Origin of the sequence: Pseudomonas sp. 2(2015) (assembly GCF_000955865.1) — a bacterium.
Lineage (GTDB): Bacteria > Pseudomonadota > Gammaproteobacteria > Pseudomonadales > Pseudomonadaceae > Aquipseudomonas.
This window is the reverse complement of sequence record NZ_JYOF01000015.1, coordinates 192,939-206,947: the sequence shown is the minus strand read 5'-3', so window position 1 is coordinate 206,947 and position 14,009 is coordinate 192,939. Positions and strand designations below refer to the sequence as shown.

Annotated in this window: 13 protein-coding genes; 10 read left to right on the top strand and 3 right to left on the bottom strand. The window is 61.1% G+C overall.

All coding sequences use genetic code 11. The annotated features are described in order from the left end of the window. Window positions 1–157: 157 nt before the first annotated feature. From puuE to UB48_RS20535, 7 genes are all read left to right on the top strand, one after another. The gene (gene puuE / locus UB48_RS20565; protein WP_045200424.1) at window positions 158–1,084 is read left to right on the top strand and encodes an allantoinase PuuE; all 927 of its coding nucleotides are present in this window, start codon (window positions 158–160) and stop codon (window positions 1,082–1,084) included. Next, window positions 1,084–1,599, top strand: a complete 516-nt coding sequence (uraD, locus tag UB48_RS20560; protein WP_045200422.1) for a 2-oxo-4-hydroxy-4-carboxy-5-ureidoimidazoline decarboxylase — start codon at window positions 1,084–1,086, stop codon at window positions 1,597–1,599. Before puuE ends, uraD begins: the two co-directional genes overlap by 1 nt. A 104-nt stretch (window positions 1,600–1,703) precedes the next feature. After that, complete coding sequence (locus UB48_RS20555; RefSeq protein ID WP_045200421.1) at window positions 1,704–2,207, top strand: ureidoglycolate lyase; 504 nt, start codon at window positions 1,704–1,706, stop codon at window positions 2,205–2,207. 50 nt (window positions 2,208–2,257) lie between these two features. After that, entirely contained in the window at window positions 2,258–3,583 is a 1,326-nt protein-coding gene (locus tag UB48_RS20550) for a urate hydroxylase PuuD (RefSeq protein WP_045200420.1), read from the top strand. A 133-nt stretch (window positions 3,584–3,716) separates the two neighbouring features. Then, window positions 3,717–5,072: a nucleobase:cation symporter-2 family protein gene (locus UB48_RS20545; RefSeq protein WP_045200418.1), complete on the top strand. Its 1,356-nt coding sequence runs from the start codon at window positions 3,717–3,719 to the stop codon at window positions 5,070–5,072. Between the two features lie 133 nt (window positions 5,073–5,205). Continuing rightward, on the top strand, window positions 5,206–5,991 hold the full coding sequence (locus tag UB48_RS20540) for an outer membrane protein OmpK (RefSeq protein ID WP_045200416.1): 786 nt from the start codon (window positions 5,206–5,208) through the stop codon (window positions 5,989–5,991). Between the two features lie 361 nt (window positions 5,992–6,352). After that, complete coding sequence (locus UB48_RS20535; RefSeq protein WP_045200414.1) at window positions 6,353–7,141, top strand: outer membrane protein OmpK; 789 nt, start codon at window positions 6,353–6,355, stop codon at window positions 7,139–7,141. Window positions 7,142–7,246: 105 nt separating this feature from the next. On the opposite strand, the gene UB48_RS20530 is transcribed toward UB48_RS20535, so the two are convergent. After that, complete coding sequence (locus tag UB48_RS20530; protein ID WP_045200412.1) at window positions 7,247–7,564, bottom strand: hypothetical protein; 318 nt, start codon at window positions 7,562–7,564, stop codon at window positions 7,247–7,249. A gap of 186 nt (window positions 7,565–7,750) precedes the next feature. Between UB48_RS20530 and UB48_RS20525 the strand changes: the two genes are divergently transcribed. Further along, window positions 7,751–9,697: an LTA synthase family protein gene (locus UB48_RS20525; RefSeq protein WP_045200411.1), complete on the top strand. Its 1,947-nt coding sequence runs from the start codon at window positions 7,751–7,753 to the stop codon at window positions 9,695–9,697. A gap of 15 nt (window positions 9,698–9,712) precedes the next feature. Here UB48_RS20525 and UB48_RS20520 read toward each other — a convergent pair whose 3' ends face one another. After that, the gene (locus UB48_RS20520; protein ID WP_045200409.1) at window positions 9,713–10,621 is read right to left on the bottom strand and encodes a DUF808 domain-containing protein; all 909 of its coding nucleotides are present in this window, start codon (window positions 10,619–10,621) and stop codon (window positions 9,713–9,715) included. Window positions 10,622–10,768: 147 nt separating this feature from the next. Between UB48_RS20520 and UB48_RS20515 the strand changes: the two genes are divergently transcribed. Next, entirely contained in the window at window positions 10,769–11,377 is a 609-nt protein-coding gene (locus UB48_RS20515) for a TetR/AcrR family transcriptional regulator (protein ID WP_010225109.1), read from the top strand. A 108-nt stretch (window positions 11,378–11,485) separates the two neighbouring features. Here UB48_RS20515 and UB48_RS20510 read toward each other — a convergent pair whose 3' ends face one another. Continuing rightward, window positions 11,486–11,926: a heme-binding protein gene (locus UB48_RS20510; protein WP_045200407.1), complete on the bottom strand. Its 441-nt coding sequence runs from the start codon at window positions 11,924–11,926 to the stop codon at window positions 11,486–11,488. A gap of 256 nt (window positions 11,927–12,182) precedes the next feature. Here UB48_RS20510 and gcl point away from each other — a divergent pair, with 256 nt between their 5' ends. Continuing rightward, window positions 12,183–13,958 carry a glyoxylate carboligase gene (gene gcl / locus UB48_RS20505; protein WP_045200404.1) on the top strand — a complete coding sequence of 592 codons (1,776 nt, stop codon included), beginning with the start codon at window positions 12,183–12,185 and terminating at the stop codon, window positions 13,956–13,958. The last annotated feature ends 51 nt before the right edge of the window (window positions 13,959–14,009 follow it).

Here is a 14,009-nt window from a genome sequence, read left to right as displayed (position 1 = left end):
CCTTATAGAGGTGGGAGTGGCCAAAAAGGCAAAGAAAAGCGAAAAAACAGGCTTACAAATCGCAAACAAAGTTGTATACAATCATTCCATCGTCGTGGCCGATACCCTACCCGGGTACCCACGCCCTCCGTATTCACGTACAAGAAGGAAGACTGCAGTGAGCGCTGATTACCCTCGCGACCTGATCGGTTACGGCAACACCCCACCTCATCCGCGCTGGCCGGGGAATGCCCGCATTGCTTTGTCTTTCGTGCTCAACTACGAAGAAGGTGGCGAACGCAACATCCTTCACGGTGACAAAGAGTCCGAAGCCTTCCTCTCGGAAATGGTCGCCGCCCAGCCGCTGCAGGGCGCGCGCAACATGAGCATGGAATCGCTGTACGAGTACGGCAGCCGTGCCGGCGTCTGGCGCCTGCTCAAGCTGTTCAAGGACACCGGCGTGCCGCTGACCATCTTCGCCGTGGCCATGGCCGCCCAGCGCCATCCGGACGTGATCCGCGCCATGGTCGAAGCCGGCCACGAGATCTGCAGCCATGGCTACCGCTGGATCGACTACCAGAACATGGACGAGGCCCAGGAACGCGAGCACATGCTCGAAGCCATCCGCATCCTCACCGAACTCACCGGTGAACGGCCGCTGGGCTGGTACACCGGCCGTACCGGGCCGAACACCCGGCGCCTGGTGATGGAGGAAGGCGGCTTCCTCTACGACAGCGACACCTACGACGACGACCTGCCTTACTGGGAACGCAACAACCCCACCGACAAGCCGCACCTGGTGATCCCCTACACCCTGGACACCAATGACATGCGCTTCACCCAAGTACAGGGTTTCAATTGCGGCGAGCAGTTCTTCCAGTACCTCAAGGACGCCTTCGATGTGCTCTACGAAGAAGGCGCCGAGGCACCGAAAATGCTCTCGATCGGCCTGCACTGCCGCCTGATCGGTCGCCCGGCGCGCCTGGCTGCGCTCAAGCGCTTCGTCGAGTACGCCAAGAGCCATGACCAGGTCTGGTTCGCCCGGCGCGTGGACATCGCCCGTCACTGGCATGCCACCCACCCTTTCCAAGCCGAGAACGCCTAATGACCGCATTCAAGACCCTGAAGCCTTCGACCCTGGATCGCACAGCGTTTGTCGAAGCCTTCGCCGACATCTACGAACACTCGCCATGGGTTGCCGAAAAGGCCTACGACCTCGGCCAGTTGCACGAAGCCGACCAGATCGAAGCCCTGCACCAGCGCATGAGCGACATACTCCTGAGCGCCGACCACGCCGCCCAGCTGGCGCTGATCAATGCTCACCCGGACCTCGCCGGCAAGGCCGCGATCCAGGGTGAGCTGACCGAATCGAGCACCAATGAACAGGCCGGCGCCGGTATCCACCAGTGCACCGCCGAAGAGTTCGAGCGTTTCACCGAACTCAACGATGCCTACAAAGAGAAGTTCAAGTTCCCGTTCATCATGGCGGTCAAAGGCAGTAACCGGCACCAGATCCTCGCCGCCTTTGAAAAGCGCATCCACAACTCGGTCGAGGCGGAGTTCAAGGAAGCGCTGGCGCAGATCAACCTGATTGCCCTGTTCCGCCTGCTGCAGCTTTAAGGGCGTCGACCGCCGGGCTGGCCCGAGTGCGCGACGCGAGCGTACCCAGGGCCTGACCGGCGCCACAACGGCACCCTCCACAACACAGAATAAAGAGAATCCGCATGCGCACTTTAGTGATTGAGCCCCTGAGCAAAGAAGCCTTCGCCCCTTTCGGTGACGTGATCGAAACCGACGGCAGCGACCACTTCATGATCAACAACGGCTCGACCATGCGCTTTCATCGTCTGGCCACGGTCGAAACCGCACAACCCGACGACAAGGCGATCATCAGCATCTTCCGCGCCGATGCGCAGGACATGCCCCTGACCGTACGCATGCTGGAGCGCCATCCGCAGGGCAGCCAGGCTTTCATTCCGCTGCTCGGCAACCCCTTTCTGATCGTGGTCGCGCCCGTTGGCGATGCACCTGTATCAGGCCTGGTCCGTGCCTTCATCAGTAATGGAAGGCAGGGCATCAATTACCATCGCGGCGTCTGGCACCACCCGGTGCTGACGATCGAAAAGCGGGATGACTTCCTGGTGGTTGATCGCAGTGGCACTGGCAACAACTGCGATGAGCATTTTTTCAATGAGGATGAGCAATTGATCCTCGCCCCCCACCAATAAGAGAAGACCTGAGCGCCCGGCTACAGGGTGCCAGGGTAGAGGTAAAGACTGTGGAAGCACATCTGTTGGAATGGCTGAACCTGAGCGTGCGTTGGGTTCACATGATCACTGGCGTGGCATGGATTGGCGCGTCGTTCTACTTTGTCTGGCTGGAAAACAACCTCAACCGGGCCAACCCGCGCGACGGTCTGTCCGGCGATCTCTGGGCGATTCACGGTGGCGGGATCTACCACCTGGAGAAGTACAAGCTGGCTCCGCCAAAAATGCCGGAGAACCTGCACTGGTTCAAATGGGAAGCCTACTTCACCTGGATGTCGGGTATCGCCCTGCTGTGCCTGGTGTTCTACTGGAACCCGACCCTCTACCTGCTGGCCCCTGGCAGCACCCTGAGCGGTGGTGAAGGGATTGCCATCGGTGTCGGTTCGCTGATCGCCGGCTGGTTCATCTACGACTTCCTCTGCGACTCGCCACTGGGCAAGCGCCCTGGCCTGCTCGGCCTGGTCCTGTTCGTGCTGGTCATTGCCGCCTGCTACGGCTTCAGCCAGGTGTTCAGCGGCCGCGGCGCGTACCTGCACACCGGCGCGATCATCGGCACCATCATGGTCGGCAACGTGTTCCGCATCATCATGCCGGCCCAGCGCCAGCTGGTGGCCGCCATCGAAGCCAACCAGACCCCCGACCCGCTGCTGCCGGCCAAGGGCCTGCTGCGTTCGCGACACAACAACTACTTCACCCTGCCGGTGCTGTTCATCATGATCAGCAACCACTTCCCGAGCACCTATGGCAGCCAGTACAACTGGTTGATCCTGGGCGGTATAGCGGTGGCTGCGGTGTTGGTGCGTCACTACTTCAACACCCGTCATGACAGCAACAAGTACGCCTGGACCCTGCCGGTCGGCGCCCTGGCGATGATCTGCCTGGCTTACGTTACCGGCCCTGCGCCGATGCCGACTGCGCCACAGCAGGCCGCCGCCAAGGTTGAGTACCAGCCGCTGCCGGAAACCGCCCTGGGTGGCAAGACCGCTGCCGAGAAAGCCGCCGAACAAGCTGCCGCCCCTGCCCAGCCAGCCGCCCCTGCTGCTGCCCCGGCCGAGGCCACCGCCAAGCTCGACGATGCCGGTTTCGACAAGATCCACAGCGTCATCCAGGAACGCTGCGCGGTGTGCCATTCGGCCAAGCCGACCAGCCCGCTGTTCAGCGCCGCCCCTGCCGGGGTGATGCTCGATACCCCGCAGCAGATCCAGCAACAGGCCGCGCGCATCCAGGCGCAAGCGGTAGCCACGCAGATCATGCCCCTGGGCAACATCACGCAGATGACCCAGCAGGAACGTGAACTGATTGGCGCCTGGGTCGCCAAGGGAGCACCGACCAACTAAGGCAGCCGCAAGCTGCCAGCTGTAAGCGGCAAGCAAAAAAAAGCTGCAAGCCAAGCGCGACCTCCTGCTTCTTCTTGAAGCTTGGCGCTTGAAGCTTGCAGCTCCAAGAATAAAAACAAAACCGAGGTGTTGCATGTCCGAGTCACGCAAGGCGTACATCCCTGTTGCGCCCCCACGACAGCCACTGCCCCTGTTCCAACTGTTCCTGGTGGGTCTGCAGCATGTGTTGCTGATGTACGGAGGCGCGATTGCCGTGCCGCTGATCATCGGTCAAGCCGCCGGACTTTCTCGTGAAGAAGTAGCTTTCCTGATCAATGCCGACCTGCTGGTCGCTGGTGTCGCCACCATCGTCCAGTCGTTCGGCATTGGTGCTGTCGGCATCCGCATGCCGGTGATGATGGGCGCAAGCTTTGCCGCGGTCGGCAGCATGGTGGCCATGGCCGGCATGCCCGGCGTCGGCCTGCAGGGGATTTTCGGCGCGACCATCGCCGCCGGCTTCTTCGGCATGATCATCGCGCCGTTCATGTCCAAGGTGGTGCGCTTCTTCCCGCCCCTGGTGACCGGCACGGTCATCACCTCGATCGGCCTGTCGCTGTTCCCGGTTGCCGTCAACTGGGCCGGCGGCGGCGCCGATGCCGCACCCTTCGGCTCCCCCGTGTACCTGATCGTCGCCGGCCTGGTGCTGGCCACCATCCTGCTGATCAACCGCTTCATGCGTGGCTTCTGGGTCAATGTCTCGGTGCTGATCGGCATGGGCCTGGGCTACATCATTGCCGGCTCCATCGGCATGGTCGACCTCACCGGCCTGAGCGAAGCGCCCTGGGTCCAGGTCGTCACCCCGCTGCACTTCGGCATGCCGACCTTCAGCCTGGCGCCGATCCTGTCGATGTGCCTGGTGGTGGTGATCATCTTTGTCGAGTCCACCGGCATGTTCCTCGCCCTGGGCAAGGTCACCGACCGTGAAGTCACCCCGGGCATGCTGCGCCGCGGCCTGATGTGCGATGCCGGCGCATCGTTCGTGGCCGGCTTTTTCAACACCTTCACCCACTCCTCGTTCGCCCAGAACATCGGCCTGGTGCAGATGACCGGCGTGCGTTGCCGCTACGTTACGGTAGTTGCCGGAGGTTTTCTGATCCTGCTCAGCCTGCTGCCAAAAGCGGCGTTCCTGATTGCCTCGATTCCGCCAGCAGTACTCGGCGGCGCCTCGATTGCCATGTTCGGCATGGTCGCCGCCACCGGCATCAAGATCCTCCAGGAAGCCGACATCGCCGACCGTCGTAACCAGTTGCTGGTGGCCGTCAGCGTCGGCATGGGCCTGATCCCGGTGGTGCGCCCCGAATTCTTTGCACAGATGCCGCAGTGGATGGAACCGATCACCCATAGCGGCATTGCCATGGCCACCGTCAGCGCGTTGATCCTCAACCTGCTGTTCAACATCCTCGGTGGCGCCGAGCGCGCCGCCCACAACGACACCGCCCACCAGCACTGAGCCTTTGGGCGGCGCTTGCCGCCCGGCGTCACCCTAGCAACATGCAAGGCCGTCGACCCGTGGGAGCGGGTCGGCCGGGGCGCTTCGCGCCAAAAAACCGAAAACCAACAATAACAAAGCCGGGAATCACAACATGAAAGGCATCACCACTTCCCTCCTGCTGGGTAGCAGTCTGCTGGCCACCTTGCCAGCCGCCGCAGGGGACTTGCTGCTCTGGCACACCAACAGCCTCACCTACCTCTACGGCAAGGACTTCCAGGTCAACCCGGCGATCCAGCAGACGCTGACCTTCGAACACGCCAACAAGTGGAAGTACGGCGACACTTTCCTGTTCATCGACAAGATCTTCTACAACGGCGGTACCGACCGCAACAAAGGCAGCAACACCTACTACGGTGAGTTCAGCCCGCGGCTGTCGCTAGGCAAGATCTTCGATCGCAAATTCGAGTTCGGTCCGATCAAGGACGTACTGATCGCCATGACCTACGAGTCGGGCGAAGGCGACAACGAGGCCTACCTGATCGGCCCCGGCTTTGACCTGGCGATTCCCGGCTTCAACTACTTCACCCTCAACATCATGCAGCGCAACACCGAAGGCAGCCGCCCAGGTGATCGTGTCTGGCAGATTACCCCAACCTTTTCCTACACCATCCCCGTGGGCAAGTCCGACGTGCTGATCGATGGCTACATGGACTGGGTGGTGGACAACGATCAAACCCGGCGCGGCACCTACCACGCCAACCTGCAGTTCAACCCGCAGGTCAAATACGACCTGGGCAAGGCCCTGAACCTGGGCGCCAAGCAGTTGTACGTAGGTATCGAATACAGCTACTGGAAAGACAAATACGGTATCGAGAACAGTGGGAAGCTCGACACCAACCAGAGCGTTACCAGCGCCCTGGTTAAGGTTCACTTCTAAAAGCTGACCAAACGCACAGTTTTTGCCACACCTGCTCCAGGACGGAGCACTTGAGGACCGGCGCGCAAGCCAGTAATCTGCGCGCCCCCTCGCTCAGGGCAGGACGGATCCTGTCTGCGTTTGCTGACCGCTCAGTCAATGAATTCGGGCGGTTGGCAAGCGTCACGCCATCCAGCAATACCCTTTTCATCTGTTCAGTCTGACGTCGAGCAGGATTGTTGAGCCAGCCCCAAAAAGTTGGCCCAGCTCTTGCCAAACAGCTGTGGCCAATCGAAAAAAACTGACTCAGAAGACAAGTAATTACCCAAAAGGTGCCACACCAGAGCACCGACACAGAATCAATCAAGGGAGCAACTACGCGATGCGTATTACCAACAGCCTGATCCTCGCCAGCGGCCTGCTGGCGGCCAGCACCGGCGCCAGCGCCGGTGACCTGCTGCAATGGCAGAACAACAGCCTGACCTACCTGTGGGGCAAGAACTTCGCCGTCAACCCGTCGATCCAGCAGACCGTGACCTTCGAGCACGCCGATGCCTGGAAGTACGGCGACAACTTCATCTTCGTCGACAAGATCTTCTACAACGGCGACAAGGACTTCAACAACGGCCCCAACACCTATTACGGCGAGATCAGCCCGCGCCTGTCCTTCGGCAAGATCTTCGACCAGAAGCTGGCCTTCGGCCCGGTCAAGGACGTGCTGCTGGCCATGACCTACGAGTTTGGCGAAGGTGACACCGAGTCCTACCTGATCGGCCCGGGCTTCGACCTGGACATCCCGGGCTTTGATTACTTCCAGCTGAACTTCTACCAGCGCCACACCGAAGGCAGCCGCGCCGGTGACAACGTCTGGCAGATCACCCCGGTATGGTCCTACACCATTCCCGTGGGCAAGTCCGACATCCTCATCGATGGTTTCATGGACTGGGTCGTCGACAACGATGCCACCAGCCGCCGTGGTACCTACCACGCCAACCTGCACTTCAACCCGCAGGTCAAATACGACCTGGGCAAGGCGCTGAACTGGGGCGAGAAGCAGTTGTATGTCGGTTTCGAATACGACTACTGGAAGAACAAGTACGGCATCAAGGACAGCGATGCCTTTGATACCGATCAGAACACGGCCAGCTTCCTGGTCAAAGCGCACTTCTGATCCGCACGGATACAAAGTTGCGCCTTGCACGGGCGCAACTTTTGATAAGCAAATCAAACTTCGGAAAACTCTTACATCAACTAGGGAATTTTCCTATAAACAAATTCAACCGATACTCGCGCGCCGCACATTCAGACGCAAATACAAACCAGCGGCCGCAAGCCCCGGTGCTATAACCCCAAACGTCAACAAACTGAACACCACCGCCCGGTGATCGATCAGGCGCAGCACATCTGCCAACAGAATACCCAGGCAGACCAGCACGCCCAGCCCAGCCACGCCCAGGCAACTGCCCGGCACAGAAGCAAAGCGACGCCTGCGCGCGCAAAGCAAAACCATCACGCACAGGCTGGTCCAGGCCAATGCAGTGGCCATGTACAAGCCCAAGTGAAAGACATCGTAGGTCAATGTTCTGAAGGGCATTCATGGGCTCCTTATTTAGTTATCAGGGGCAATTATCATTAGCGCCTCGTGCGCATCCTTGCGGCATGAAAGAACCATCACTATAAACCACAGTCAAACTTCTTCACTGCATTTATTTGACAAATTTTTTTCATTTCAAGCGTTAGTTTGCCATCCCACTTCCCCCGCAATAACAAGGCAAACGCCATGCACGCTACACGCTCAGCGCCGGTGCGCTATCTACTGCTATTAACGTCGTTGTGGTTGGTTATTTTCTTACTGACAAGAAGCGCCCTGTACTTCACTCACCTGAGCGAAGCCGGGGGGCATTTTTACTCGATCTTTGCCACCGGTCTGGTCTATGACCTGGGCTTTCTGATTTATGCCGCCCTGCCTCTGGCCGTCTACCTGCTGCTGTGCCCGGCAACGCTGTGGCGGTTGCGGGCGCATCGCGGGTTGCTGCGGGTGGTGATGTTCGCCAGCGTGTTCGTGATGTTGTTTGTCGCCGTTGCCGAATGGCTGTTCTGGGACGAGTTCGGCGTGCGCTTCAACTTCATCGCCGTGGACTACCTGGTGTACTCCGATGAGGTACTGAACAACATCCTCGAGTCCTACCCCATCGGCCTGATTCTCGGCGTACTGGCACTGGTCGCGCTGGTAGTGACCCTGGCCATTGCCAAACCGTTGCGCCAGGCCCTGGATGCACCTTTGCCCAGTTGGCGTAAACGTCTTGCCAGCCTTGCTGGCCTGGCACTGCTGGCCGGCAGTTGCGCGCTGTTGATCAACCAGGACATGCCTCGCGGCCAGGGTGGCAATGCCTACGCCCGAGAACTTGCAAGCAACGGGCCGTACCAGTTCTTTGCCGCGTTTCGCAACAACGAACTGGACTATTCACAGTTCTACGGCAGCCTCAGCGAAAGCCAATCCACCCAGCTGATTCGCGCTGAACTGCAAGAGCCTAACGCGCGCTTCGACGATCAGGAGCCCATGGGCATTCGCCGGGAAATCACTGCCTCGGGTAGCCCGCGCACGCCGAATATCGTCCTGGTCACCATCGAAAGCCTGAGCGCCAAGTACCTGGGCAGCAACGGCGATACCCGCAACCTTACCCCCAACCTCGACGCACTGCGCAAGCAGAGCCTGTACTTCAACAACTTCTATGCCACCGGCACGCGCACCGACCGCGGCCTGGAGGCGATCACCCTGTCGATGCCGCCAACGCCCGGGCGTTCGATCGTCAAGCGCATCGGCCGTGAAAGCGGCTTCGCCAGCCTTGGCCAGCAACTGGCCGAAGTCGGCTATGACAGCGTGTTCGTCTACGGCGGGCGTGGCTATTTCGACAACATGAATGCGTTCTTCAGCGGCAACGGCTACCGCGTCGTCGACCAGAGCAGCGTCGCCGAAGCCGACATCAGCTTCAAGAATGCCTGGGGCATGTCCGATGAAGACCTGTACACCCAAGCGCTAAAACTGGCGGACGCCGACCACGACAACCAGGTGCCGTTCTTCCTGCAACTGATGACCACCTCCAACCATCGCCCCTACACCTACCCCGATGGCCGTATCGATATTCCGTCAGGCAACGGCCGCGATGGCGCGGTGAAGTACACCGACCATGCCATCGGGCGCTTTTGGCAACAGGCGCGCAGCAAACCCTGGTTCGACAACACCCTGTTCATCTTTGTCGCCGATCACACGGCCGGGAGTGCCGGCAAGGAGGACCTGCCGGTCAGCAACTATCAGATCCCGCTGTTCATCTACGCCCCGAAGCTGATCGAAGCGCGCGAGGAGTCAAAACTGGCCAGCCAGATCGACCTCGCACCGACCCTGCTGGGCCTGTTGAACATGAGCTACACCTCGACCTTCTTCGGTCGCGACCTGATGCTCGATGACCGCCTGCCACCGCGGGTGCTGATCGGCAACTACCAGCACCTGGGCCTGTTCAACGGCCAGGACCTGGCCATCCTCAGCCCGCGTGACGGCTTGCGCCGCCACAACCAGGCGCTGGGTGAAAGCCAGGAAGTGAACAGCAGCACCAGTGACCCGTTGATCCAGCGCGCAATCGCCTACTACCAGGTCGCCAGCTACGGCTTCACCCACCACCTGCTCGACTGGCTGCCCGCAGCCAACGAGCGCACAGCACTGAAGAACTGATCGAACCTCGCGGCATCAGGCTCTGGCAGCACGCCAGAGCTTGCCGATGACCGCCACCACCGCCAGTACCGCGGCGCCGGCAACGATACCGACGCCGGCGTTGAGCAAGGCGCCGGTCAAGGCGCCGCCGCGGCCTGCGCTGAAGGCTTCAATGGCATGGTGCAGCGGCGCCACGCCGTGCACCAGAATCCCGCCACCGACCAGAAACATCGCCGCCGTGCCGATCACCGACAGGCTTTTCATCATGTAAGGCGCCGCGCGCAGGATGCCGTTGCCGATCGCCTTGGCGGCGCTGGAAGCCTTCTGGGTCAGCCACAGGCCCAGGTCATCGAGCTTGACGATGCCGGCCACCAGGCCATAAACACCGATGGTCATGACAATGGCGATGCCCGAGAGCACGATGATCTGCTGGGTCAGCGGCGCATGGGCGACCGCGCCCAGGGTGATGGCGATGATCTCGGCCGAAAGGATGAAGTCGGTGCGCACCGCGCCCTTGATCTTGCCTTGCTCGAAGGCCACCAGGTCGACTGCCGGGTCCGCCACCGCCTCGGTCAGCGCCGCATGCTCGGCCTGGTCTTGCTCCTTGCTGTGGAGGAACTTGTGCGCGAGCTTTTCGAACCCTTCAAAGCACAGGAACGCGCCGCCGACCATCAGCAGCGGCGTCACCGCCCAGGGGATGAAGGCGCTGATCAACAGCGCCGCCGGGACCAGGATCAGTTTGTTGAGGAACGAGCCCTTGGCCACCGCCCAGACCACCGGGATTTCCCGCTCGGCGCGCACGCCGGTAACCTGCTGGGCATTGAGCGCCAGGTCGTCGCCCAGCACCCCTGCGGTCTTTTTTGCCGCGACCTTGGTCATTACCGAGACATCGTCGAGTACCGTGGCGATATCGTCGATCAATACCAGAAGACTGCTTCCTGCCATGTTTGCCTGATTCCAGCGGGTTGAGAGGGCCACAGTCTAGCTCAAAGTCGCCACCTTGAGCCGCTTGCGAACCCGGTGCTACCATGCGCAACCGCCCTCCCAGGCCCGGGTGCCGCCAGCGGCCAGACACGAGGAACAGCGTCAACCATGAGCAGCATTCGCGAGCGCAACAAAGAACTGATCCTGCGCGCGGCCAGTGAAGAGTTTGCCGACAAGGGCTTCGCTGCCACCAAGACCAGCGACATCGCGGCCAAGGCCGGCCTGCCCAAGCCCAACGTCTATTACTACTTCAAGTCCAAGGAAAACCTCTACCGCGAGGTCCTGGAAAGCATCATCGAACCGATCATGCAGGCGTCGACACCGTTCAATGCCGACGGCGATCCCAAAGAAGTGCTGAGCGCCTACATCCGCTCCAAGGTGCGCATCTCCCGCGATCTGCCGTTCGCCTCCAAGGTGTTCGCCAGCGAGATCATGCACGGCGCGCCGCACCTGAGCCCGAGCCAGGTCGAGCAGCTCAACGACCAGGCCCGGCACAACATCGAGTGCATCCAGGCGTGGATCGACCGCGGCCAGATCGCCCCGCTCGACCCGCACCACCTGATGTTCAGCATCTGGGCCGCGACCCAGACCTACGCCGACTTCGACTGGCAGATCTCGGTGGTCACCGGCAAGGCCAAGCTCGATGACAGCGATTATGAAGCGGCGGCGCAGACCATCATTCGTTTGGTGCTCAAGGGCTGTGAGCCGGACGCTTAGGCAAATTTGCCGAGATCCCTGTGGGAGCTGGCTTGCCAGCGATGAGGCCAGCGAGCGCTTTGCGCTCGATCGCTGGCAAGCCAGCTCCCACAGGTTCCGCGATAGGCCTTAAGCCGCTACACCGGCATCCGCCGTCAACCCCGCCTCCTCGATCGCACTGATCGCGCACTGCTCGTCGATATCCGACGTATCGCCACTGATACCGATCGCTCCCAGCACCACGCCTTGCTGATTACGAATCAGCACCCCACCCGGCGCCGGCACCACCGGGCTTTGACCCAGGCCATTGAGCGCGGCGAAGAACGCCGGGCGCTGTTGCGCGTCCAGCGCCAGCAGGCGCGAGCCCTTGCCCAGGGCAATTGCGCCCCAGGCCTTGCCCATCGCCACTTGCGGGCGCAGCAGGCTGGCGCCGTCTTCACGCTGCAGGGCCAGCAGGTGACCGCCGCTGTCCAGCACCGCCACGGTCAGCGGCGCGGAGGAGATCTTGCGCCCGGCCACCAGCGCAGCGTTCACCAGGCTGACAGCGACTTTCAGGGTCAAAGCGTTCATGGAAAGGTCCTCTTGTTGTTAGAAGCCCGAGGGCAGGTGTAAAAATCAATAGAACAAATAGAACACAATAGCGAATATTTTTGTATACAATAATTTCGACGCGATGAACCAATTCTGACGAAACGCCATTTTTAAAGGCTTCCCGACGAAAGCGCCGATCGCCGATGAAAATGGATTGACCAGAGTCGCCTGGCGTGAATACACTCTGGTGAAAAGCCATTTGTATACAATTACAAAATCAAAGAGGCACAAAACCATGAGCAAAATGAGAGCAATTGATGCAGCCGTTCTGGTGATGCGCCGCGAAGGTGTGGAAACCGCGTTTGGCATTCCGGGTGCAGCCATCAACCCCCTGTACTCGGCCCTGAAGAAAGTCGGCGGTATCGATCACGTCCTCGCTCGTCACGTTGAAGGCGCCTCGCACATGGCCGAGGGTTACACCCGCACCAAGGCCGGCAACATCGGCGTGTGCATCGGCACCTCCGGCCCTGCCGGCACCGACATGGTCACCGGCCTGTACAGTGCCTCGGCCGACTCCATCCCGATCCTGTGCATCACCGGCCAAGCGCCGCGTGCCCGCATGCACAAGGAAGATTTCCAGGCCGTCGACATCACCAGCATCGTCAAGCCGGTGACCAAGTGGGCGACCACCGTTCTGGAACCCGGCCAGGTGCCATATGCGTTCCAGAAAGCCTTCTATGAAATGCGCTCCGGCCGCCCAGGCCCGGTGCTGATCGACCTGCCGTTCGACGTGCAGATGGCCGAGATCGAATTCGACATCGATGCCTACCAGCCGCTGCCGGTGCAAAAGCCTGCGGCCAACCGTGTCCAGGTCGAGAAAGCCCTGGCCATGCTCGACACTGCCGAGCGTCCATTGCTGGTTGCCGGTGGCGGCATCATCAACGCCGATGCCTGCGACAAGCTGGTGGAATTCGCCGAGCTGACCGGCATCCCGGTGATCCCGACCCTGATGGGCTGGGGCATCATCCCTGACGATCACCCGCTGATGGTCGGCATGGTCGGCCTGCAGACCTCGCACCGCTACGGCAACGCCACTATGCTCAAGTCCGACGTGGTGCTGGGTATCGGCAACCGTTGGGCCAACCGTCACACCGGCTCCGTTGACGTCTACACCGAAGGCCGCCGCTTCATTCACGTCGACATCGAGCCGACCCAGATTGGCCGCGTGTTCACCCCGGACCTGGGTATCGTTTCCGACGCTGGCGCCGCCCTGGACGTGTTCCTGGAAGTGGCCCGCGAGTGGAAAGCCGCCGGCAAGCTCAAGGACCGCAGCGCCTGGCTCGAAGACTGCCAGCAGCGCAAGTCGAGCCTGCAGCGCAAGACCCACTTCGACAACGTGCCGGTCAAGCCGCAGCGCGTTTACCAGGAAATGAACCAGGTGTTCGGCAAGGACACCTGCTACGTCAGCACCATCGGTCTGTCGCAGATCGCCGGCGCACAGTTCCTCCACGTCTACAAGCCGCGCCACTGGATCAACTGCGGCCAGGCCGGCCCGCTGGGCTGGACCATTCCTGCGGCGCTGGGCGTGGTCAAGGCCGACCCGACTCGCAAGGTCGTGGCACTGTCGGGCGACTATGACTTCCAGTTCATGATCGAAGAGCTGGCAGTGGGCGCGCAGTTCAACCTGCCCTACGTCCACGTGCTGGTGAACAACTCCTACCTGGGCCTGATCCGCCAGGCCCAGCGCGGCTTCGAGATGGATTACTGTGTGCAGCTGGCGTTCGAGAACGTCAACGCGCCGGAACTCAACGGTTATGGCGTCGATCACGTCGCCGTGGTCGAAGGCCTGGGCTGCAAGGCCCTGCGCGTGACCGAGCCTGGCGAGATCGCCCCGGCCCTGCTCAAGGCGCAAAAGCTGGCTGAAGAGTTCCGGGTACCGGTGGTGGTCGAGGTTATCCTCGAGCGCGTGACCAACATTTCCATGGGCACCGAAATCAACGCGGTCAACGAATTCGAAGACCTGGCCCTGGTCGGCAACGACGCGCCAACCGCGATTTCCCTGCTCGACTGATCGCTGCGAAGGCCCTGCTGCCGGGTGCACAGGGCCCCTTTTTGCAAGGAG